We start from the raw sequence: 21451 nt of genomic DNA on the forward strand, positions 1-21451 counted from the left end.
TTGTCGACTTCCTAGCTTGTATGCTTATTACGAGATACAGTTAGTCTAAAGATAAATATATAAGGAATGTATAATGCTTCGAATCTTATTGGTTGCAGTTATCTCGGTGTTCAGCACAATGAGTCTTGCAAGCGAAGATGTTAAGTACTCGGAACAAGAGTATTTGGATAGACCGCTGATGGAACGCTATATCTTGGATGAGTTGAAGCAGCTTCGAATGGAACAGCAGGATCTTGAAAGACGCTTGACCATTCAGATGACTGACCGGGAACTGACTGTGGCAGACAAGTCTCTGAATTACGCCAATGTAACCGTAACCTACTTCTTCTACATTATTGCCGGTGTTGCCTCCCTAATTGCACTGGTGGGTTGGCAATCGCTCAAAGAGTTGAAACACACCACTAAAGAGATGGCAGATCGACGACTCAACGACATTGCCCAAGACTATGAGAAGAAGTTTAACCTTCTTGAAAGGGATCTTAAGCGCAAGACTCGAATCATCTCAGAGAACAACCGAGAAATCGAAATCATCAATGAGATTCACAACTTGTGGTTGAGGGCTCAGAATGTTCAAACTGCCGAGCAAAAAATTGAAATCTACGATGAGATCTTAAAAGTCCGCCCGGGTGATTTGGAAGCACTAACTTACAAAGCCGATGCAGCAATGGATATGCAGGAATACCACTGGGCGATGAGCTTATGTAATCGCGTGTTAGAAGTGGACGACCAAAACGCTCACGCCTTGTATCAGCGTGCTTGCTCTTACGCAAGGTTAGGAGCTGAAGGCCAAGCGATCGATGACTTAGAGCGCTCTATCGAAGCCAGTGGTTCAATGCGAGAGCTATTGGCTGATGAACCTGACTTTGAGATGCTGCGAGGCTTAGAACGCTTCGAAGTACTTCGTGAAGAGTAATATGAGGTAAAGATCCGTGTTAACTAAGGTGGTGGGCTTTGCATGCTCACCATACTTTCACACCTATCGCGCTATGGTTTCTTACATTTCATTTATTTTTTTGATTTAATTGTTATGTTATAACACTTTCTAAGTTCCTCGTTATAACCGCTAAGTATTTTATGAAGTTCCTCCGTATTGGTCTGATCGTTACTGCGATCAGCGCATTTTCCCTTGCTGCTTTGCTCTCTTTCCACTCCAAACCAGCACCGGAAATCTCTATCAAAATAACACCTTACCAAGGTTCTCAACTTAATGATGAGGGAGTCATCGACTCGCAAGCGACTCCCAGCTCTTTGGTTAAGGTCCATTATTTTGTGAAAGTTGGCGATACGCTAAGCAACATCTTTTCGTCATGGCAACTGCCTTATGGAACCGTTCAAAAGGTGATGGAAGCGGATCTTGAGTCTTTGAAGCTCGATACAATAAAGCCTGGCGATCATCTAGAGTTGCTTTTGGATAGCGACTCTAAACAACTCGTAGAGCTGATTTTCCATGAAAGTCTCGTAGAGAAAGCTGTCTTCACTAAAAATGATGATGGAAGCTTTAATTACCAATTCCATGAAATGCCTGGCGAATGGAAAGAAAAACTCTATGCGGGTAGTGTTCACAGTAGCTTTTCAACATCGGCATACAAAGCAGGGCTGACGACAGCTCAAATAGCCAATATTACCCGCACACTAAAAGACAAAGTCAACTTCGCTCGTGAGCTGAGAGCCGGTGACAGCTTTAATGTATTGGTCAAAGAGCAGTACACGGATGATCACCTAACGGGTAAAACAGAAATTCAAGGTATCTCAATTCAATTAAGAAACCGAGAAGTCGCAGCTTTTCTAGCACCCGATGGTCTTTTTTATGACAGAGAGGGAAATAGTCTAGAGCAAGCCTTTGATAGATACCCAGTCGACAGAAAATTCCGAAGAATCACTTCTTCGTTCAATCCGACACGAAGACACCCAGTAACTGGGCGAATCTCACCGCACAATGGTACCGACTTTGCGACACCTGTTGGTTCACCTATCTACTCAACTGGTGATGGTCGAGTGGTGGCACTTCGTGACCACCCGTATGCTGGTAAATATTTGGTGATTGAACACAACAGCGTATATACGACGCGTTATCTTCACTTGAGCCGCTTCTTAGTTAAGAAAGGTCAGCAAATTAAGCGAGGTCAGAAAATTGCGCTATCGGGTGCTACTGGTCGTATTACTGGCCCGCACTTGCACTTTGAGGTATTGGTTCGTGGTCGCGCCGTCGATGCGATGAAGGCGAACTTACCAATGGCAAGCTCAATTATGCCTAAAGATAGAAAAGAGTTTTTGGCTCGAATTGCCTCTTTTGATGCCATGCTCTCTGAGCCCACAGATCGCGCGAGTTAGAGATATTCATATCTAACTTGGCAACGCATACAATCACGCCCCTTAGTTAGCGATTTAGCTAAGGGGCGTTTTTTTAAAGAATCACACGATTAAGCGACTGAATCCGTTATTCGATGGATAGAGCTGTTGAGCGATAGGTTTGCCACTGATTAAGCAACCACCACTGCCGTGCCACTAGCAGAGACCATCAACATGCCATTACCTGTTCCCAAGACTTCGTAATCAATATCTACGCCTACCACCGCGTTGGCACCCGCTTCAATCGCTTTCTGTTCTAACTCTTTGAACGCGTAGTTACGTGCTTTTTCCAGTTCTTTCTCGTAGGTGCCAGAACGTCCACCCACAAAGTCACGAATTCCTGAAAACATATCTTTGAATACGTTCACCCCGAGAATAGCTTCTCCGGCAATAACCCCTTTGTAATCGATAATGCGTTTGCCTTCGACTGATTGTGTGGTGGTAATAATCATATTGGCCTCTGTAAGTTAGATGCGTTGTAACTAGCTGAATAACGGCTAGCTGTATTTAGGGGGGAGCAGTTTTATTCTTGAATATCACCGCTGATTATTGTCTCTGAGCGTGTGAATTCATGTCTTAACCATGTTCTCAGTTTTAGCACACTTTCTTGTCTTAATTTGTTTTTTGGGCAAACAAAATAGAAATCTTGGTGTGGATTAGCCACTGGATCGCCTAGCTCTACCAGCATGCCGTGGCTAATGTCATCTTTCACAAACAAGCGGTGAGTGACTAATACACCAAGTGACCGAATAGCACCTTGCACGGCTTGAATAGAAACATCGAACGTTAAGTTACTGTGGAAGGTGGGCATAGGGATTTGGTAATGATCGCACCACACTTGCCAGTCATGCTTTCGCCTAGGATTAAAGACACCAATGGTCGGGTTTTGTTTCACGAGTTGTTCAACGCTTAATCCAATTTGGTTTTTCAATAGTGCAGGGCTGCAGACTGAAACCAAATCATCATCGCCGAGCTTTTCGCTGTAATACTGATCCCATTCATTCGGTTTGCCGTGCACAAGGGCAATATCCACGCCTTCCTGCTCGATATCAAAAGGGCCAGTTAAGGTGGAAATACGAATATCGAGTGAGGGAGCAAAAGCTTGGAAATCGGGGACACGGGGAATCCACCAGTGCATCGCGAGTGAGTTCACCATGTTGAGCGTGATACGGTGATCGTTAGGCGTTTTTGCCAATTCTTCTGTGGCTTCTATTACTTGTTCCAGTGCTGGCGCGACCTTTCGATAATATCGCTTACCGGCGGCATTAAGAACAACACGACGACCTACTCGCTGAAATAGTGGTTTATTAACCAGTTGCTCTAGTGATTTGATGGCTTGGCTTACTGCAGAATGACTGACAAACAACACTCGAGCAGCGTCGGTCATGCTGCCGGTTTCAGCAACAGCAATGAAAGCATAAACGGATTTAAGCGGAACGAGTTTCTTCATTGGTAAGTTTTCCTTACAGTTATAGTTAATATTACTCGCTATTTTTCATCACGTCACGCTTCTAAAATAGGTGCCATAGGAGGTGATAATTATGTCTGATATTACCAAGGCGACGACTTTCATGTTGTTGTCGACGTTCAGTTTGTCTTTGAGTGGCTTGATGGCCAAGTATCTATCTGAAGTGATGCCAATCTCGTTACTAAGTTTTGTGCGTTTTTTGTTACCCAGTCTGTTCTTATTCTTATTCTTGATGTTTTACAAAGTGACCAAACCATCGGGCGATATGTGGAAGCCTTTGGTGATGCGTGCAATCTTTATGGTGGCGTGTCAGTGGTGTTTCCTCACGTCATTACAAACCTTAACTTTGGTTGAAGGCGTGGTGTTATTCAGTACAGGGCCTTTGTTTATTCCATTGTTAGAAAAATTAATATTCGGAACTAAGATTCATACAATGACCATCGTTTGTTTAGCGATAACCTTTGTTGGCGTAGTGTTGATGGCAGGGGATTGGTCGCAGTTTGAGTTGGGTTCGGAGTTATTTAGACCTGCGCTTCTGCTTGGACTTCTCGCGGGGGTATTTAATTCAGGCTCGCAAGTGAGTTTGTACCGAGCGTCTAAAACCAGCCTGACACCAGCAGAGCTTAACGCATGGACCTTTTTAGTCGCAGCAATACTCGTTATACCTATGCTCGTGTTTACTTCTGTTTCTGCTGTACCAGATATACTTAAGGGGGACAGTGTGTATGGAGCTTTAACGACTTTGCTGTCGTTTGATGGCTTGCGTTGGATTGGACTTGGTGCATTTGGACTCGCACTGTTTACCATCAATACCCAAATCTTCCGTTCCAAGGCGTATAAGCTGGCAGACAGTGGCTCCCAGGTGGCACCTCTGATTTTCACTAATATGCTGTTTAGCGCGCTTTGGCAGGGCTTGTTCTTTGATGATGTGTTTTCTACTCAGCAGATGATTGGCATTAACTTAATTGTCGTGGCGAGCATCACCAATACATTGCTGGCAAAAAGACACAGCAAGGCGAAAGCCAAACAAAAACCGCACACCACAGTGGCTGTAGCGACTGTAGTGGACGTTGCGGTATTGGAATCGGCAGCTAAAAGCTAACCATTGAGCTATGGCTTATCCTCTGAATGGCTAGCTTAAAACTTAAAACAATGAGCGTATGTACTCTTTTACTCGGTCGATGTGTTCGTGCGGGTCAATCTCGCAGCGTTGGTTCATTTCTAGGAATCGCTCAGCGTATTTGTCGTAGATTTTGTTTTCCAAAAACAATAAATACAACTTGGGATCGATATGACCGCTGGTGGCCATGTCGGTCATGATGTTGAGTGATTCGCTTAAGAGTTTGCCTTTTTTATAAGGGCGATCACTAGAGGTGAGCGCTTCAAAGACATCTGCAATTGCCATTGCTCTGGACGACAGAGGTAATTGGTCTTCGCTTAAGCCTCTTGGGTAGCCCTTACCATCGATACGCTCGTGGTGTCCGCTGGCGATATCCGGAATATTCTGGAGGTAAGACGGATAAGGCAGTTTGTTAAGCATGGTGAAGGTTTGAATAATATGATCGTTGATCATGAAACGTTCTTCATCGTTTAACGTGCCACGACGAACTTTCAAGTTGTGCAGTTCACCTTGGTTGTATTTGACCTCTCCTGGCTTAAGCACAAACGCTTCTTGCCATACATCAGCAGGGCTAAAGCCATTGTCCCACGGTATTTTATGCTCAGGCTTATCGGCAAGTAGCGGTTCCATCACCGGTAGTCTTTGGTTTTTTCTTGCTGGCTCAGCTTCACTCTTTTCTGTCGTGTCTTGTTGTGCATTGAATCTCTCTTTTTCAGACCAAGATAACCCTAGCTGATCGTCGAGTGTGCGTTTCCATTGGCGCTTGGCTATTCGGTCTAAGCGTTCTAGTTGTTCGTCCGTCATCGACTCTCCACCAAGGTTGCACTCAGCAACAAAGGCAAATTCTTCACCCAATTCTGACAAGCTTTGTTCGAGGATCTTAAGCTGATCCTCTTGAAGCGCTCCGTTCGCTATGGCTTTCCAGTAGTCGGTTTCAGCCTGTTGTTTTAACAATTCGAAACGCATTCGCACTTCGTGGATTCGGTCGTAAATGGTTTCAAGTTTTGTCGCTTTGTCTACGACATACTCAGGTGTGGTTACCTTGCCGCAGTCATGAAGCCAAGCGGCGAGCATTAACTCTTCCCACTGTTTACTATCCAATGAGAATTGCGGGTAATAACGGTCATCATCAATGGTTGCTTGAGTCAGCCATTTGGTCAGTTCAGGCACGCGTTGGCAGTGCCCGCCCGTGTAAGGTGATTTGGTATCAATCGCTGATGCAATCAACTCGATAAAGGCATTAAGCATGTCTTTCTGTTGCTGCATTTGGTCTATGTTATCTTTGGCTATTTCCGCAAAGCTGAGCAGCTCTCGTAAAAAGGCGTGCTTATCGGCTTGCATCTTGGTGATCGGTCTTTCATAGCCAATTGCCACAATCCCTACCAACAACTTTTCTCTGTTTAACAGTGGAAACAGGTACAGGTCTGAATTGAAGATCGAATCCTGATAATAGTTGAGAACATTGTCTTCTCGGTTCAAATGGATCGTCTCACCAGATTTAAGCTGACACAGCAACCAAGGGGTATGTTTGATGAAGTCATTGATGTCGGCTTTAAAAGGCAGAATGGCAAGGTTAGCTGCCGTATCAAACACGTCTTTCTCTTTTGATTGAGTGAAGAGGACGATGGTTTCTGCTTTGGTAATTAAATAGCTTTGATGAGCAATATTCTTGGCTAAGATCGAAAATTCCTGATTACCTGCCGTGTCGCGAAGTAGCGTAATAAGATCATGAAGTGTGTGTTCCATCAGCTCAATTGAGTGGGCGAGGTTAGCCACTTCTTGAATCATGCTTTTGGGATAATGAGTTCGCCTGAAGTCAAATCGTGCGATGTTGTCGGTGAGTTGCATCAGCGTATTGAGTGGCTGAGACAGTCTATTAGCAACAAACCATACGATAGCGAAGCAGATGAATAACATCCCAATCGCGACGGCGACTTGCTTGTCACGCATCGAGATAAGATCAGAGAGCAACTCATTGTGTGGCGTAGCCTCTGCCAAATATAAAGTGACATTCTGAGTGAGCTCAACAGGCGTTAGCGTTAATGCCCAAGTGTTTAAGTTGTACTCAACGTTTTTTAGATTGAGGTTAAACTTCTCTTCATCTGAGATAAGCGGCGCTATGACGGACGCTTTCAATGCTTCCATCTGTTCACGTTTGGGCACATTAAAGAAGCTTTGGTCTTGCTCACTACCAGAGAGTTTCCCCGTCGTTTGGTTGTTCGTTTGCTCAGTTTTACTTGTGTCATCAGACTGGGAGGCAAGCTTGGGGACTGATAGCTCAAGTTGATGCTGGCCGAGAAGATTAAAATGTTGATCGAACAAGGCGAGTCGGGTTTGCGGAGAATAAGCTAATTCACTGATCTGAGAAGAGAGCGAACTCAACGTAAAATCGGCACCAACCACATGTTTGCCATCGGCAGAACGCCTAGAGAGTGTAATGCCATTGGTTTGCAGGAAATAGAATAGATAGGGCTCAGAGAGTTGTATTGAGCCGTCAGGCTTTGCGTTACGAAACCAAGGTCGAGTTGTGGGGTTGAACTTACTCTCTGCTTGTCGAGTACTGATCACTTGATGTGCGCCATCAAGGTAGGTAATAAAGTTTTCACCGTCTAGATTGGTGCTGCTGACCATCATGGTCGCTTTAGCGGGGGCGCTGTTTTCGGCTCTCTGTTTATTGGTGCTTAATGGACGAAAGATTCTAAAGTCACCATCTTCAGAACCATAAAATAGAGCGACCAAATTGGTGTTTTGTTTGAAGATGATATCGACCGAAGCAAGCCAAGAGTCTTTTTCGACAGCGGAAGTTTGATGAGCAACAAACGGGCTCACCGCCATCACATTTAAGGTTGTGATAACAGGGGCAATGGCTTGTTTAAATACTGATTCCAGCTTGTCGCGATGCTCATTACTGATCTCGCGCACTGTACCTAACAGCAACTCTTGAGAGTGCCGATAACTTATCGAAATCAATACCGCACCGACAAGTGTTGTCAAAATTAGGAAAAGGCTAGTGATGTGGATACTCAGCGGATATCGTCTTCTTCTCATCAAACACTCCGACTTGTGAACTGGTTTAAGTATTGACGAACTTGTGTAGGTTGCAAAAAATTGGCGCAATTACCGAGTTTGCATGGAATACGTGTGGGAGAGGCGGTCTATCAATTCTATCCTGCGGAGCAAACGAAGTAATAATTAAGCCTTACGTTTTGGTGCTAATTGTCACTTTCAACTGATAAACTGGTTAAATTGTTGCCAGAGGCACTCCTTTTCAGAAAGCGGCTCAGGGATACCTTTTTGAAAAACGTTTAGAGACCAAGTTAGAGGGCATTGTTTCATGGAACTCAAAGTAGATACTCACACCCATACATACGCAAGTGGTCATGCTTACAGCACGCTGATCGAAAACGCGAAATCGGCGAAGCAAAACGGTTTAGCCATGTTTTGTACTACTGATCATTCAGAATCAATGCCGGGCGCGCCACACTATTGGTTCTTCAGCAATCAGCGTGTGCTCCCTCGTTTTATTGAAGATGTCGCAATTATTCGAGGTGTTGAGTCAAACATCATGAACACACAGGGTGAAATTGACATTCATCCGAGTGTGGATAAGAACTTGGATTGGGTGATCGCGAGTTTTCATGAGCCAGTATTTCGCCCATCGGATGTCGCTACCCATACAGAAGCATTGTTGAATGTGATTAAAGGTGGTCGAATTGATGCACTTGGTCACTTAGGAAACCCAAATTTTGATTTCGATTTCGAAGCCGTCATTCAATGTGCGGTTGAGAACAACGTGGCGATTGAAATCAACAACACCACACTCAAAGGCAATAGCCGAGTTGGCAGTGTTGACCGCTGCTATGAGATTGCAAGAATAGCGAAAGCAAAAGGTGCATTTATTACAACAGGCAGCGATGCGCATTTCTGTTTAGATGTCGGTGGCTTAGACTTAGTCGCAGCATTGTTAGATGAAGTGGGCGTAGATTCGAGTAAAGTGATTACCCATTCGCCAAAGCAATTCCTAGCCTTTTTAGCCTTGCGTGGTCGTAATGAAATCCCAGAATATTCAGATCTTGTTTAAGAGAATGTCGGCGGGTTTGCATTTCGACACAATCAATTTTTGTGCCTGACAGATTTTTGTATACACTAGCCGAAAATAATAAAGTCGAAGTGCCACAGTAATGATGGCTCTAACTTCAAAGACACTGCTTCACTTGGAGAAACAATGAAAACTCGCTCAATCCTTTTATCTGGCTTAATTGCTGCGTCAGTATTGTCTGGTAACGCATTTGCCAATGTAGACCTTAAGAAAAACATGCAAGAAATGAAGCTTGCGTTCAAACAAGCGGCAGAAGCTCAAAGTATTGAAGAGATGCAAAAGCCTATTGTTCGTTTAGATACGCTAGTGGCAGAGCTGAAAACGGGTGTTTACCCAGTCGAGAAAGAAGACAACTTCATGGAAGGCTTCAAAAAGATCAGTGCATCACTGGATAGCATTGAACAGAAGCTAGACCAAGGTGACTTAGCATCGGCACAGCAAGAACTTCGTACTATTGACGGCCTTCGTGAAGAGTACCATGAGAAGCGTAACCCAAGCATCTGGAGCAAGATCTTCGGTTAATTTGTTAATCATGAGTTTGCTAGATAGGTAACAAAGAGCAAATCTCAAGATTCGATTTCTAAAACGCCGCCTTACATTCCCCTCTTTCGAGGACGGTGTAAGGCGGCGTTTTTTATTGTCTCTTTTATTGAAAGCCTTATGCAAAGTGTTGAATAATAATTTCTTAGCTTTAGTGTTGTAACCAGTATTTAACGAAAAAGAGTGTGCGTTAGCTTCAATTTTTTAACTTGCTGTTAATCTTTACGTTTACCTAGATTCCAAGTCGCTCATAATAAGGGAAATTTATAAAGACTTGGAATAATGCGCCGAACCTCGTTCAACTTCTCCATGTTACTTGCAACAGCATTAAGCTGGGCGCTAGTGACATTAATGCCTGTTATCAATGCTCATGGTAATAGTGCGGGAGTATGGGCGTCGTTATGTACGGTCAATGGCTTTGAATTGGTTCAAATCGAAGAAGGTGAACCTAATACTCACAAAGGAAAGCCGTGTCCGTTTAGCCATTTTTCCACGTTTCACCAAGATGAACTCCCCACTACACTACTGACAACTCGACTGAGTTCTATTGTCTCCGACAGCTACGCTTTTTTGGCTCTAAGCGAACGCTACACGAGGCAAGCCCCACGCGGCCCTCCCTTTGATATTGCTTAAACCTAACCCACTAAAATAATTAAAAATAAAGTATTAAGTAAAGTTAAACATGCTCAGATTACTTTCTGATTTTTCAGAAGGTATGTTTGCGTGTGTCAAAGGAAATAATAATGTTGAGAAATGAATCTCAAACCCCTGCGAAAGCACAAGTAACTTCGCAGTCTAAAAGCAGTGCAACAACCGGTTCGAAAACCAGTATAAAAAGCAAAGACCACAATAAAACTCTCTACTTCCTCTCATGGCGCTGGCACTTCTATGCTGGGCTATTTGTTATCCCGTTTATGTTAATGCTGAGCATTACAGGTTTGGTGATGCTGTTTGATGATGAAATCGAATTGACTTTCCACCACGAAGCCCTAGAGATTGTTGCATCGGGCGAGCCGATTAAAGTGTCACAACAGTTAGCTGCAGTACAACTTCAATACCCACAAGGTTCGGTTACCCAGTTTGTTCCGAGCAAAGCTCCTGATCTGGCTAACCGCTTTTCGGTAGCACTTGTAGACGGCACATCGGTCTTCGCCACGGTAAATCAATATACGGGCGAAGTGGTCGGAGAGATTCCGCGTAGCGACAGCCTGTACCAACTCGCGAATGACATTCACGGCACTTTGTTGATTGGTGATTGGGGTGATTATCTAATTGAAGTCGCAATAAGCTTGTCTATTCTGTTGCTCATCAGTGGTATTTACTTATGGTTACCGAGAGATAACGCGAGCCGCGCTGGTTTTCTTAAGCTTCGATTTGGTTCAGGAACGCGTATTTTAATGCGTGATCTGCATGCGAATATTGGTGGTACGTTATCGCTTATTCTGTTGTTGTTTATTCTGTCTGGATTGGCATGGACAGGTTTTTGGGGCGGTAAGCTTGTTCAAGCATGGAGCACTTTCCCTGCTCAAATGTGGGACGATATTCCATTGTCTGATAAGACGCATGCTTCCCTCAACCATGGCTCAGAAGAAGAGCTCCCTTGGAACTTGGAGCAAACACCGCTGCCTTTGTCTCAAGATAAGCCAGCAGAACACGTTCATCATGTGGAAAGGGCGACGGAACCTCATGATCACTCTAAGATGGGTGAAGATCATTCTCAGCATGTATTATCTGCGAGTAATTTCTCGATTGATGATGTGATAGAAAAAGCTCAAGCTCTTGGTTTTACGCAATATAAAGTCAATTTCCCGCGCTCAGAAACGGGCGTTTACACCGTGGCTGCAAATACCATGGGCGGTGACATTATCGATCCAACCCAAGATCGCACGACTCACCTCGACCAATATTCAGGGCGCATCCTAGGAGAGGTGACGTGGCAAGATTACAATTTATTCGCCAAAACCTTAGCCGTCGGTATTTCTCTGCACCAAGGTGACATCAGCATCATCAACAAGCTTCTAAATGCGTTGTTCTGTTTGGCATTCATTTTGGTGTCAGTGACTGGTGGAGTAATGTGGTGGATGCGCAGACCTTCAGGCCAAAGAAAGTTGGGAACTCCACCGAAATTTGGTGATGCAGGCTTATGGAAAGCGGGTTTAGTGACTGTGGTTGTTATTTCGGTACTGTTTCCACTCGCGGGTGCAACGATTGTGACTGCAATGCTATTGGATTGGTTACTGTTTTCACGCGTTGAGAAACTGAAGATGGTGTTAAGCTAATCAATATCTAAACAGATCCTCTCAGTTTGAGAGGATCTGTATCATTCACACAATGCTTGCAGCGTTATGTACTTCTTTCAGTATCAGTTTATTTCTCCTGCCAGTTTGTCACCTAAGTGCTCCATCGCGTAATCAATGAATACACGTAGGCGAGCAGGCATGTACTTGGTTTGAGCAAACTGCATCGCGATAGCGCCATGGTAGTTACTCTTGATGGTCCAATCTTCCAATACTTGCACTACAGAACCTTCAGCTAATGCATCTTGAATCACGAAGTCATGGAAAATACCCACGCCAAGCCCTTCTTTAACGCCTTTCAATCGCATCTGCGAGTGGTTAACCGCGTAACGCCCACTGACGGGTACCGTGTGAAATTCATCATCTTTAAGAAAGTCCCAAATGTGGTCTTTGTCTGTCTCAGCAAGATACAAACAGTCGTGTTCAGACAGCTCGGTAGGGTGGTGAGGAATACCTTTGGCATCTAAATAGTCAGGGCTTGCACATAACACGAGGTTTGTTTTTCCTAACTCTTTCAATACTAAGCTTTCGTCGGGTTTATCGGTAAGGCGGAAAGCGATGTCGATGCCCTGACGTAAAATATCGATGTCGCCATCGGCCGCTCTCAACTTGAGTTGGATCTCTGGATACTGATTTAAAAATGGAACAACAAAAGGCTGTAGCACTGAGTTTAAGAAAGCTTCAGGCGCCGCTACCGTTATGGAGCCTGCTGGTTCTGTGTGATCAGAGGTCGACAACTCAACCGCTTGCTGTGCAGCGTTAATCATGACAACGCTCTGGTCGTAAACCAGTTGGCCAGCTTGAGTGATGATCAATGTACGAGTCGTACGTTCAAATAGCTTCACTGAGAGTGCTTTTTCTAAGCGTGTGATTAGCTTACTGAGCGCTGAAGGTGTCACCCCTAGCTGTTTTGCTGCCGCAGTAAAACTCCCTTCATTTACCACTAAGATGAACGAGGCGAGATCAGGAAGTAAGGCGATGAGTTTGGGATTAATCATAAGTATCCAGTTAGACTAATTTCAACAGTGACCATAACCTTGATTGTGATTGATCTCTTCTGATTTGTGAATCAATTTCATCAATTGCTTAGCGTGATTGCTTGATTGCTTGATAGATTGATGTGTTTGAAGCTTATCTGTATAGCGGCGTTGCTAATGCGCATTCTGAGGGAAGCGGAGAATCATCACCATATCGTTCTGAGATGAAAAATAGAGATCTGATATGAAAGTGAAATTAGACACAAACGGAAGAGGACTTGACGTTAAAAAGAGCAGGTAAGACGCGTTTATGTGCCCTGTGTCACTGGGATGAACCATTATTCGTGCCTGTGATTCATTAATGTTTTTCCAACTAAAGGGATAATCGAGAAGGGGATGTTCAACTAGAATAGGGGTATAAGTTTTACAGTGTAAATGATCGAATTGAAATCGTTTACATCCCCTACATAATGCGGCGCGCGATGCTGCTAAATAATAACTAGGAAGGAATGAGACAATGTCTTCTGCATTTTACCAACAGATTCAAACTCAAATCGAAGAAGTTAAAGAAGAAGGTCTTTACAAGTCTGAGCGTATTATTACTTCTGCACAAAAAGCAGCGGTTTCTATCTCGACTGGTGAAGAAGTACTAAACTTCTGTGCAAACAACTACTTAGGTCTTGCTAACCACCCAGCTCTTATCGAAGCGGCTAAAGATGGCATGGATCAGCACGGTTTTGGTATGGCTTCAGTACGTTTCATCTGTGGTACTCAAGATTCTCACAAAGAACTAGAGCAAAAGCTGTCTACGTTCCTAGGTAAAGAAGACACTATCCTTTACACATCTTGTTTTGATGCTAACGCTGGTTTATTCGAAACGATTCTAGGTAAAGAAGACGCAATCATCTCTGACGCACTAAACCACGCATCTATCATCGATGGCGTTCGTCTTTGTAAAGCAATGCGCTTCCGTTACTCGAACAACAACATGGAAGAGCTAGAGCAGCAACTTATCGCTGCTAAAGAAGCTGGCGCTCGTCACACACTAATCGTAACTGATGGCGTGTTCTCTATGGACGGCGTAGTGGCTAACCTTCCTGCTATCTGTGACCTTGCAGACAAGTACGACGCATTAGTGATGGTTGATGACTCTCATGCTGTCGGCTTCATGGGCAAAAACGGCGCGGGTACTCACGAGTTCCACAACGTTGTAGACCGTATCGATATCATCACTGGTACACTTGGTAAAGCAATGGGTGGCGCTTCAGGCGGTTACACTTCTGGTAAGAAGGAAGTGATCGACTGGCTACGTCAACGCTCTCGTCCATACCTTTTCTCTAACTCTGTTGCACCAGCAATCGTATCTGCGTCTATTCGCGTTCTAGACCTTCTTGCGGAATCTGGCGACCTACGTACTCAACTATGGGATAACTCTGCTCACTTCCGTACTCGCATGGAAGAAGCTGGCTTCACTATGGGCGGTGCAGATCACGCAATCATCCCAATCATGCTTGGTGATGCAAAAGTAGCGGCTGAATTCGCAGAACGCGCACTAGAGAAAGGCATCTACGTTGTAGGTTTCTCTTTCCCTGTAGTACCAAAAGGTCAAGCTCGTATCCGTACGCAAATGTCTGCTGCACACTCTCGTGAGCAACTAGACCGCGCAATCGATGCGTTCATTCAAGTTGGTAAAGACATGGGTATCATCTAATTTTAAAGGGATGCCACGAGCATCCTTTAATTAGATAGAGCAACACCCAGTAGAATATATAGATTTTTGATTCTCGCCTTACAGTTAGGCGAGATGAACTAGGTAACATTATGAAAATTAAAGCACTTTCTAAGCTTAAGCCTGAAGAAGGCATTTGGATGACCGAGGTTGAAAAACCTGAAATGGGTCATAATGATCTTCTTATCCGTATTAAGAAAACCGCAATTTGTGGTACTGACGTACATATCTACAACTGGGATGAGTGGTCACAAAACACAATCCCAGTACCTATGGTAGTAGGTCACGAATACGTAGGTGAAGTTGTTGGTATTGGCCAAGAAGTTCGTGGTTTTGAAATCGGCGACCGTGTATCTGGCGAAGGTCACATCACATGTGGTCACTGTCGTAACTGTCGTGGCGGCCGTACTCACCTTTGTCGTAACACAACAGGTGTTGGTGTAAACCGCACTGGTGCGTTCTCTGAGTTCCTTGTGATCCCTGCGTTCAACGCATTTAAGATCCCGGCAGAAATCTCTGATGATCTAGCATCAATCTTTGACCCGTTTGGTAACGCAGTACACACAGCGCTTTCTTTCGACCTAGTAGGCGAAGACGTGCTAATTACTGGTGCTGGCCCAATCGGTATCATGGCTGCAGCGGTTGCTAAGCACGTAGGTGCTCGTCATGTTGTAATCACTGATGTAAACGAATACCGCCTAGATCTTGCTCGTCAAATGGGTGTGACTCGCGCAGTAAACGTGATGGAAGAGAAGCTTGAAGACGTAATGTCAGAGCTTGGCATGACTGAAGGCTTCGATGTAGGACTAGAAATGTCTGGTAACCCATCAGCGTTCAACAGCATGCTGACTAACATGAACCACGGCGGTAAGATCTCTCTACTAGGTATTCCACCATCAGACATGGCAGTAGATTGGAACCAAGTTATCTTTAAAGGCTTAGTTATCAAAGGTATCTACGGTCGTGAGATGTTCGAAACTTGGTACAAGATGGCTTCACTAATCCAGTCTGGCCTAGATCTAACACCAATCATTACTCACCACTATAAAGTGGACGACTTCCAGAAAGGCTTCGACATGATGCGCTCTGGTATGTCAGGTAAAGTAATTCTTGATTGGGAATAAGCAAAAGGAGTAAACACTCCCGAGCTTCCTGATTAATTGAAAATGCCTCAAAGCGATTTGGGGCATTTTTGTATCCATACTTTGTCTGTTTCTTTATCTAGGCTTCGCTAATTCCCTTCTGTCACTTAATGGCCATTTTACTGCCCAGTAATCTCTAAAATACTCAATAAGCAGTTACATCTTATTGTTTTACTATTGAAGAGAGGGCTCATGGCTTGTAAACCACTTGCACTGATAATAACTGGACTATTATTAACGCCGAATTTTGCTAGCGCTAAGGTCGACATTTCTAAATCTGAAAGCGATCAAGCGGCAGAACAGGCAGCAAAGGAACTTGCAAACCCAAATACAGCTTACGCTAGCCTCAATCTAAAGCTCCAGTATTCAGGTGGTTACGATGGTGGAGGGGACAGTTTCGCTACAGTATTACAACCAACTCTTCCTTTCCCCATGGATAACGGCGACAAAGTGATCTTCCGCCCGGCTATCTCTTATGTACAGAACGATTTCCATGTGGATACACCAGCAAGCTCGCAGCATATGGATCAGTCAGGCGTTACAGACATCTCATTTGATTTAGCTTATGCGCCTAAAATGGAGGGCGGTACCATTGTCGCTTTCGGTCTCTTTGCTTCTTTGCCAACGGGCAGCAGTGACTTAACGGCGGACCAGTTTGCTGTCGGACCTGAGTTTATGGTCGGGAAGGCGAGTAGTGAACGAGTTGTAGGTATGTTCCCCAACCACTTGTATGGCGTTTCTGGAGACGGAGCCGATCATTCTGATACTCGAATCAACAGGACATCGACACAAGTGTTTTGGGTGGAGATCTTAGGTGGTGGTTGGACGGTAGGCTCTGCGCCGACATTCTCGTATGACTGGAATAAGGATCAGGCGGAAACTCCGTTGAATATAAGCGTAAGCAAGACAACGGTGTTGAATGGACGTCCTTGGAAGTTTGGCATTGAAGCGAACTACTATATCGAGAAAGATGAAAAGACGCGTCCAAACTTTATGTTGAGCTTTAATATTAGCCCTGTGGTGGAAAACAAACTGGCGTCTTTATTTGACTAATCTAAGAGTGGAAGAGCAGAAATGAAAAAGGCTGAACGATCTTCGTTCAGCCTTTTGTGTCATTAGATTGAAACGCTTCTATCAGCCAGCAGCAACCTGCATGATGAGACCGCAAATGTAAGCGCCGTATGTACCGAGTGCGTAACCTAGTACCGCCATTAGGATACCTACTGGTGCCAATGCTGGGTGGAATGCTGCTGCAACGATAGGAGCTGATGCAGCGCCACCTACGTTGGCTTGGCTACCTACAGCCATAAAGAACAATGGAGCACGGATCAGTTTCGCCATCGCTATCATCAGAAGGGCATGGATAGTTAGCCATGTGATACCAATGAAGAAGTAACCAGGGTTGTCTAGGATAGCTGTCACATCCATTTGCATACCGATAGTTGCGACAAGAATGTAGATGAATGCCGAACCTACTTTTGATGCGCCGCTGTGCTCAAGGCTACGTGTCGATTTGAAGCACGAAGCGATCAACGCGAACGTTGTTACCATGACAATTAACCAAAAGAAGCCAGATGTTAAGCTGTATTTTGCAAGCTCTGGTGCGTTGGTTGAAATCCATGGTGCAATCATGTCACTGAAGTAGTGAGCTAAACCCGTTAGACCAAATGCGATAGCAGTGATCTTCATTAGATCAGTTGTAGTGGTAGGGCGTGCGTTCTCTTCTTGGTATTTTGATACCGTCACTTTTAGCTCATCAATAGATGATGTGTCTGCTTTCAGCCATGCGTCAATCTTCTTCTGGCGGCCTGCCATAACAAGCAGCACTGCCATCCAGATATTTGCACAGATAACGTCAACGGTAATCATTGCTGAGAACAGTTGGTCGTCAACCTCGAACACTTCTTTCATCGCTGCTTGGTTCGCGCCACCACCAATCCAAGAACCAGCTACCGTTGTTAGACCGCGCCATACGTCGCCAGATACAAGGTCAGGGTTAACTTGGTCGATAATCAGAATAGCCAGTGGGCCACCAATGATGATGCCGACAGTACCGGTCAAGAACATGATGACGGCTTTAGAGCCAAGCCCGAAGATTTTACGAAGGTCTGCTGAAATGATCAGAAGAACTAATGCACCTGGTAATAGGTAGCGGCTTGCCACAAAGTATAGCTTCGAGTTTGAAGCATCAATGATGCCAAAGCTGTTTAATAGCGAAGGAACGAAGTAACAGAGTAATAGACCCGGAACGAACGAGTAGAATTTTTTTAGTGCGCTGTTTTGGCTACTTTCCGTGATAAATACACCGCCAAGAATAACAGCTAACATGCCCATAATTACGGCATCATTAGTAATCATTATTATATCTCCTTTAAGGTGAGCGCAAAGGTCTCACTTTTTGAATTGCAGGACTATACCGACAACCGCCATTCGTTACAAATTGTAACGATAGACATACTTTGAAATGTTTATGTTAATTTTGATGGTTTGAATTTGTGAATGTCGTGCGTTATTTATTTGATTTATGAATGAATCTGTTAGGGCTTTTGCGGCGTATTTCGATATATGCAATGTAATTCAAGCCTTAGAGAGTGGTCGCTAAGAATTGGGTGGGTGCTTGTATGGTAGGAATGAGTGCATATATAGCCATGTTTATGGTGTGGTTTATGCAGGGGTGGAATGTTTCAATAATGTAAAAATTGAATCCACTTTTGCTATGTGGTCAGAAATTAAAAATCTTAGCTAGATCACACAAATCTCTCGGATTACGAGTATCAGCACTTGATACTTTTATGCTCATTTGAGGTTTTGTCGGGGTTAAATGAAAGAAAAAGCGGCTCAAATAGCCGCTTTTGATGGTTGAATTGCATGGTTATCTAGAGCTGAAGTCTAGATGCTACTTAAGACTCTTCTTCCTCAAAGCCATCTGCATAGCCTTTCGGTGGAGGTGTCCAACCACGTTCAGAGCGAGAGTGCTTGTCTGAACGGTCTTTCTTCATATCTTCTTTCATTGCTTCCTCAAGGTGAATGAAGATTTGTCGGTAGTTGTTGTCGTAGCGTGGATTCTCTTCCGCTTCAGACCAAGCTTGGTAAAGCTTTTCAGACTTACGACTCTCAACGCGTTGATACGTCGATTTTTGCTGCTCGACGAAGAATGGATGATGACCCAACGAGCGTAGTGCTTGTGCGCCCATTTCTAGTGCTGAGTGGTAGGTTTCTGATTCTACGAAATCAGCACCAGCCTCTCTTAAGCGGTAACTATGACCACGGTCGAACGCACGAGCCAAGATTTTTACGTTAGGGTAGGAGTGCTTAACGTATTTGACCAACTCCACGCTTGAGTCTTGGTTGTCGATAGCCACAACCAACATTGCAGCTTCTTCGATACCAGCGGTATGTAATAAGTCATGACGTGTCGCATCACCAAAGTAAGATTTGATATTGATAGAGCGCAGTAAGTCTACTTGGTTCGCTTGGTGATCCAGAACCACCGTATTGACATCGTTCGACACCAACAAGCGGTTAACGATTTGACCGAATCGACCAATGCCCGCGATGATAACGGTGCCTTTCTCTTCGATGGTATCTTCTTCGCGGTCGTTAGATTTTTGTTCGTAACGAGGAAGAATCACTTTATCAAATAAAATGAACAGCCCTGGCGTTAGGAACATTGAAAGTGCCACAACCAGCGACAATGTTTGGACGATGTCAGCAGGTAATACGTGGTTTTGAGCTGAGAAGCTTAGTAGTACAAAACCAAACTCACCGGCTTGCGCCAAGCTCAGTGTAAACAGCCAACGGTCACTGTTTTTGATTTTGAATATCAATGCCAACGTAAATAGCACCAAGGCTTTAAGAAGCATAACGCCAAGGGTTAGGCCAATGATCAAACCAAAGTCGTTGAATAGAACATCAAAGTTGATGCCTGCACCTACGGTGATGAAGAACAAGCCAAGTAGCAGCCCTTTAAACGGGTCGATATTGGACTCAAGTTCGTGGCGGAATTCACTGTTCGCTAAAACCACACCCGCAAGGAAGGTACCCAAAGCCGGAGATAGGCCGACTAGGCTCATCAGTGCAGCAATGCCAATCACCAACATCAGTGCGGTTGCAGTAAAGATTTCACGCAGGCCTGAGCTTGCCACGAAGCGGAACAGTGGACGACTCAAGAAGTGTCCGCCGACCACAACAATCGCAATAGATGCTGTGATCACAAGGCCATAAGCCCAACCGGGTAGGCCAGCGACGAGGCTTAACTCTTCATGGTGATCAGAAGCCGAAGCAACCGCGCTTTGTGCAGCTTCAATTAATTCTGGCAAGGCTAATAGAGGGATAAATGCCAACATAGGAATGACGGCAATATCTTGGAACAGTAGGACTGAGAAAGCGTTCTTTCCGCCTTCTGTTTTGGATAGCCCTTTTTCGTTAAAGGTTTGGAGTACAATCGCGGTAGATGACAGTGCGAAGATCAAACCGATAGTCAGTGCGATCGTCCAAGGCTGCCCAAAGAACAGAGCAATACCCATTACAATCGCGGTAGTGCCACCAACTTGCAGGCCACCCAGCCCCATAAGTCGGTTCCTCATTGCCCAAAGCATCTTAGGTTCAAGCTCAAGACCGACTAAGAACAGCATCATAACCACACCGAACTCGGCAAAGTGTTGGATCGTTGTGGTCTCTTCACCTACCAGACCAATGATTGGGCCAATCACAACACCAGCAATGAGGTAACCCAATACAGAACCAAGGCCAAGTCTTTTGGCAATAGGCACGGCAATAACTGCTGCGACTAAGTAGATAAATGCTTGTAGAAAATATCCCGTCATTATTTAACCTCTGCCATTAGTTCTTCTACGTAGTGGTTGAGTTTTTCTGCTTTGCTGGCTTTCTTGATATTGATCTTGCCAGCAACTAACGCCTCTAACAGCACTTTATAGCTATCGACATGCTTTTGAATGCGGTTTTCTTCCAAAGCGGTACGCGAGCCAAATAACGCAAAGGGCGCGAGATAGTTCATCCCGCACAGAGAAGCGGTTTGTTCGATTGGGTGAAGCAGTTCTCGAATCGTGAAATGGTTGTAACCATCACTTTGGTAGGCATCTTTTTTACCTCCTGCAGTAATGCTACATAACAATTTCTTACCCTGTAGTTCATTGCCTTCGGCGCCGTAGGCGAAGCCGTATTCAAGAACAAGGTCTTGCCACTCTTTAAGAATTGCCGGTGTTGAGTACCAATACAAAGGGAACTGAAAAATGATGATGTCATGGTCTAACAGGCGTTTCTGTTCACGGTCGATGTTGATTTTAAATGTCGGATACTCGGCATAGAGATCGACACAGGTAACACCGTCAACGCGTTTGGCTTGTTCAAATAAGGGTTTGTTTGCTTCAGAACGATGTTGAGAAGGGTGAGCGAATAGCACCAAGACTCGATTTTTCGACATATAGCCCTCTTTGTCCATTAACGAATAATATTTATTGGAATTATAGATATACAATAATAGAAGAATGGTTGAACAACAACGAATTAGCCCATACTTATCTATTTAGATGCGTGTGTTTTTAGGTACTTAATTATATAAAACATCCGTCAATTTGAGTATTTCTGGCACAAGCCGCCGATGACTGAGTAAAACTAATTATTCACGAATAATAAAAGCGAATTTGGGCATTTTATGTCACCGTTGGTGGGTAACGTAAATAATCCAATAACCCTACATAGAACGATAAT

General features: G+C 44.4%; 17 protein-coding genes. 10 read left to right on the forward strand and 7 right to left on the reverse strand.

Features of this window, described 5'->3' with window-relative positions; genetic code table 11:
- Positions 1-73: 73 nt before the first annotated feature.
- On the forward strand, positions 74-913 hold the full coding sequence (locus A142_RS15245; protein ID WP_019825735.1) for a tetratricopeptide repeat protein: 840 nt from the start codon (positions 74-76) through the stop codon (positions 911-913).
- Positions 914-1074: 161 nt separating this feature from the next.
- Positions 1075-2331: a peptidoglycan DD-metalloendopeptidase family protein gene (locus A142_RS15250; protein ID WP_019825737.1), complete on the forward strand. Its 1257-nt coding sequence runs from the start codon at positions 1075-1077 to the stop codon at positions 2329-2331.
- 149 nt (positions 2332-2480) lie between these two features.
- On the opposite strand, the gene A142_RS15255 is transcribed toward A142_RS15250, so the two are convergent.
- Together A142_RS15255 and A142_RS15260 are read right to left on the reverse strand one after the other, a co-directional pair.
- Positions 2481-2801, reverse strand: coding sequence for a heavy metal-binding domain-containing protein (locus tag A142_RS15255; protein ID WP_019825739.1), 321 nt, complete (start codon positions 2799-2801; stop codon positions 2481-2483).
- Positions 2802-2872: 71 nt separating this feature from the next.
- Positions 2873-3799, reverse strand: coding sequence for a LysR substrate-binding domain-containing protein (locus A142_RS15260; protein ID WP_019825741.1), 927 nt, complete (start codon positions 3797-3799; stop codon positions 2873-2875).
- A gap of 91 nt (positions 3800-3890) precedes the next feature.
- Between A142_RS15260 and A142_RS15265 the strand changes: the two genes are divergently transcribed.
- On the forward strand, positions 3891-4919 hold the full coding sequence (locus tag A142_RS15265) for a DMT family transporter (RefSeq protein WP_019825743.1): 1029 nt from the start codon (positions 3891-3893) through the stop codon (positions 4917-4919).
- A gap of 42 nt (positions 4920-4961) precedes the next feature.
- On the opposite strand, the gene A142_RS15270 is transcribed toward A142_RS15265, so the two are convergent.
- Positions 4962-7985: an HD domain-containing phosphohydrolase gene (locus tag A142_RS15270; RefSeq protein WP_019825745.1), complete on the reverse strand. Its 3024-nt coding sequence runs from the start codon at positions 7983-7985 to the stop codon at positions 4962-4964.
- 286 nt (positions 7986-8271) lie between these two features.
- Between A142_RS15270 and A142_RS15275 the strand changes: the two genes are divergently transcribed.
- The 4 genes from A142_RS15275 to A142_RS15290 all read left to right on the forward strand — a co-directional run bounded on the left by A142_RS15275 (position 8272) and on the right by A142_RS15290 (position 11855).
- Positions 8272-9018: a phosphatase gene (locus tag A142_RS15275; RefSeq protein ID WP_017059533.1), complete on the forward strand. Its 747-nt coding sequence runs from the start codon at positions 8272-8274 to the stop codon at positions 9016-9018.
- 144 nt (positions 9019-9162) lie between these two features.
- On the forward strand, positions 9163-9558 hold the full coding sequence (locus A142_RS15280; protein ID WP_017059534.1) for a cytochrome b562: 396 nt from the start codon (positions 9163-9165) through the stop codon (positions 9556-9558).
- Between the two features lie 300 nt (positions 9559-9858).
- Entirely contained in the window at positions 9859-10209 is a 351-nt protein-coding gene (locus A142_RS15285) for a hypothetical protein (RefSeq protein ID WP_019825747.1), read from the forward strand.
- 110 nt (positions 10210-10319) lie between these two features.
- Positions 10320-11855: a PepSY-associated TM helix domain-containing protein gene (locus A142_RS15290; RefSeq protein ID WP_019825748.1), complete on the forward strand. Its 1536-nt coding sequence runs from the start codon at positions 10320-10322 to the stop codon at positions 11853-11855.
- An 83-nt stretch (positions 11856-11938) separates the two neighbouring features.
- On the opposite strand, the gene A142_RS15295 is transcribed toward A142_RS15290, so the two are convergent.
- Positions 11939-12871 (reverse strand): LysR family transcriptional regulator, encoded by a 933-nt coding sequence (locus A142_RS15295; RefSeq protein ID WP_017059538.1) that lies wholly within the window; start codon positions 12869-12871, stop codon positions 11939-11941.
- Between the two features lie 496 nt (positions 12872-13367).
- On the opposite strand from A142_RS15295, the gene A142_RS15300 reads away from it, so the two are divergent.
- The 3 genes from A142_RS15300 (at position 13368) to A142_RS15310 (ending at position 16774) form a co-directional block, all read left to right on the forward strand.
- Positions 13368-14561, forward strand: coding sequence for a glycine C-acetyltransferase (locus tag A142_RS15300; protein WP_019825749.1), 1194 nt, complete (start codon positions 13368-13370; stop codon positions 14559-14561).
- Between the two features lie 110 nt (positions 14562-14671).
- On the forward strand, positions 14672-15703 hold the full coding sequence (tdh, locus tag A142_RS15305) for an L-threonine 3-dehydrogenase (protein ID WP_019825750.1): 1032 nt from the start codon (positions 14672-14674) through the stop codon (positions 15701-15703).
- A 210-nt stretch (positions 15704-15913) separates the two neighbouring features.
- The gene (locus A142_RS15310) at positions 15914-16774 is read left to right on the forward strand and encodes a hypothetical protein (protein ID WP_019825751.1); all 861 of its coding nucleotides are present in this window, start codon (positions 15914-15916) and stop codon (positions 16772-16774) included.
- A gap of 81 nt (positions 16775-16855) precedes the next feature.
- Here A142_RS15310 and A142_RS15315 read toward each other — a convergent pair whose 3' ends face one another.
- From A142_RS15315 to A142_RS15325, 3 genes are all read right to left on the reverse strand, one after another.
- Entirely contained in the window at positions 16856-18079 is a 1224-nt protein-coding gene (locus tag A142_RS15315) for a DUF819 domain-containing protein (protein WP_019825752.1), read from the reverse strand.
- A 542-nt stretch (positions 18080-18621) separates the two neighbouring features.
- On the reverse strand, positions 18622-20547 hold the full coding sequence (locus A142_RS15320) for a monovalent cation:proton antiporter-2 (CPA2) family protein (protein ID WP_019825753.1): 1926 nt from the start codon (positions 20545-20547) through the stop codon (positions 18622-18624).
- A complete protein-coding gene (locus tag A142_RS15325; RefSeq protein WP_029405675.1) occupies positions 20547-21164 on the reverse strand; it encodes an NAD(P)H-dependent oxidoreductase in 618 nt (205 codons plus the stop codon). The genes A142_RS15320 and A142_RS15325 overlap by 1 nt, the downstream gene beginning before the upstream one ends.
- Positions 21165-21451: the final 287 nt, after the last annotated feature.

The sequence above is a fragment of the Vibrio splendidus 12E03 genome, assembly GCF_000272105.2.
GTDB lineage: Bacteria > Pseudomonadota > Gammaproteobacteria > Enterobacterales > Vibrionaceae > Vibrio > Vibrio splendidus_I.

What these genes read in the sequence shown, in the direction of transcription:
- A142_RS15245 (WP_019825735.1), top strand. Translation starts at nt 74, where the DNA reads ATGCTTCGAATCTTATTGGTTGCAGTTATCTCGGTGTTCAGCACAATG.
- A142_RS15250 (WP_019825737.1), top strand. Translation starts at nt 1,075, where the DNA reads ATGAAGTTCCTCCGTATTGGTCTGATCGTTACTGCGATCAGCGCATTT.
- A142_RS15255 (WP_019825739.1), bottom strand. Translation starts at nt 2,801, where the DNA reads ATGATTATTACCACCACACAATCAGTCGAAGGCAAACGCATTATCGAT.
- A142_RS15260 (WP_019825741.1), bottom strand. Translation starts at nt 3,799, where the DNA reads ATGAAGAAACTCGTTCCGCTTAAATCCGTTTATGCTTTCATTGCTGTT.
- A142_RS15265 (WP_019825743.1), top strand. Translation starts at nt 3,891, where the DNA reads ATGTCTGATATTACCAAGGCGACGACTTTCATGTTGTTGTCGACGTTC.
- A142_RS15270 (WP_019825745.1), bottom strand. Translation starts at nt 7,985, where the DNA reads ATGAGAAGAAGACGATATCCGCTGAGTATCCACATCACTAGCCTTTTC.
- A142_RS15275 (WP_017059533.1), top strand. Translation starts at nt 8,272, where the DNA reads ATGGAACTCAAAGTAGATACTCACACCCATACATACGCAAGTGGTCAT.
- A142_RS15280 (WP_017059534.1), top strand. Translation starts at nt 9,163, where the DNA reads ATGAAAACTCGCTCAATCCTTTTATCTGGCTTAATTGCTGCGTCAGTA.
- A142_RS15285 (WP_019825747.1), top strand. Translation starts at nt 9,859, where the DNA reads ATGCGCCGAACCTCGTTCAACTTCTCCATGTTACTTGCAACAGCATTA.
- A142_RS15290 (WP_019825748.1), top strand. Translation starts at nt 10,320, where the DNA reads ATGTTGAGAAATGAATCTCAAACCCCTGCGAAAGCACAAGTAACTTCG.
- A142_RS15295 (WP_017059538.1), bottom strand. Translation starts at nt 12,871, where the DNA reads ATGATTAATCCCAAACTCATCGCCTTACTTCCTGATCTCGCCTCGTTC.
- A142_RS15300 (WP_019825749.1), top strand. Translation starts at nt 13,368, where the DNA reads ATGTCTTCTGCATTTTACCAACAGATTCAAACTCAAATCGAAGAAGTT.
- tdh (WP_019825750.1), top strand. Translation starts at nt 14,672, where the DNA reads ATGAAAATTAAAGCACTTTCTAAGCTTAAGCCTGAAGAAGGCATTTGG.
- A142_RS15310 (WP_019825751.1), top strand. Translation starts at nt 15,914, where the DNA reads ATGGCTTGTAAACCACTTGCACTGATAATAACTGGACTATTATTAACG.
- A142_RS15315 (WP_019825752.1), bottom strand. Translation starts at nt 18,079, where the DNA reads ATGATTACTAATGATGCCGTAATTATGGGCATGTTAGCTGTTATTCTT.
- A142_RS15320 (WP_019825753.1), bottom strand. Translation starts at nt 20,547, where the DNA reads ATGACGGGATATTTTCTACAAGCATTTATCTACTTAGTCGCAGCAGTT.
- A142_RS15325 (WP_029405675.1), bottom strand. Translation starts at nt 21,164, where the DNA reads ATGTCGAAAAATCGAGTCTTGGTGCTATTCGCTCACCCTTCTCAACAT.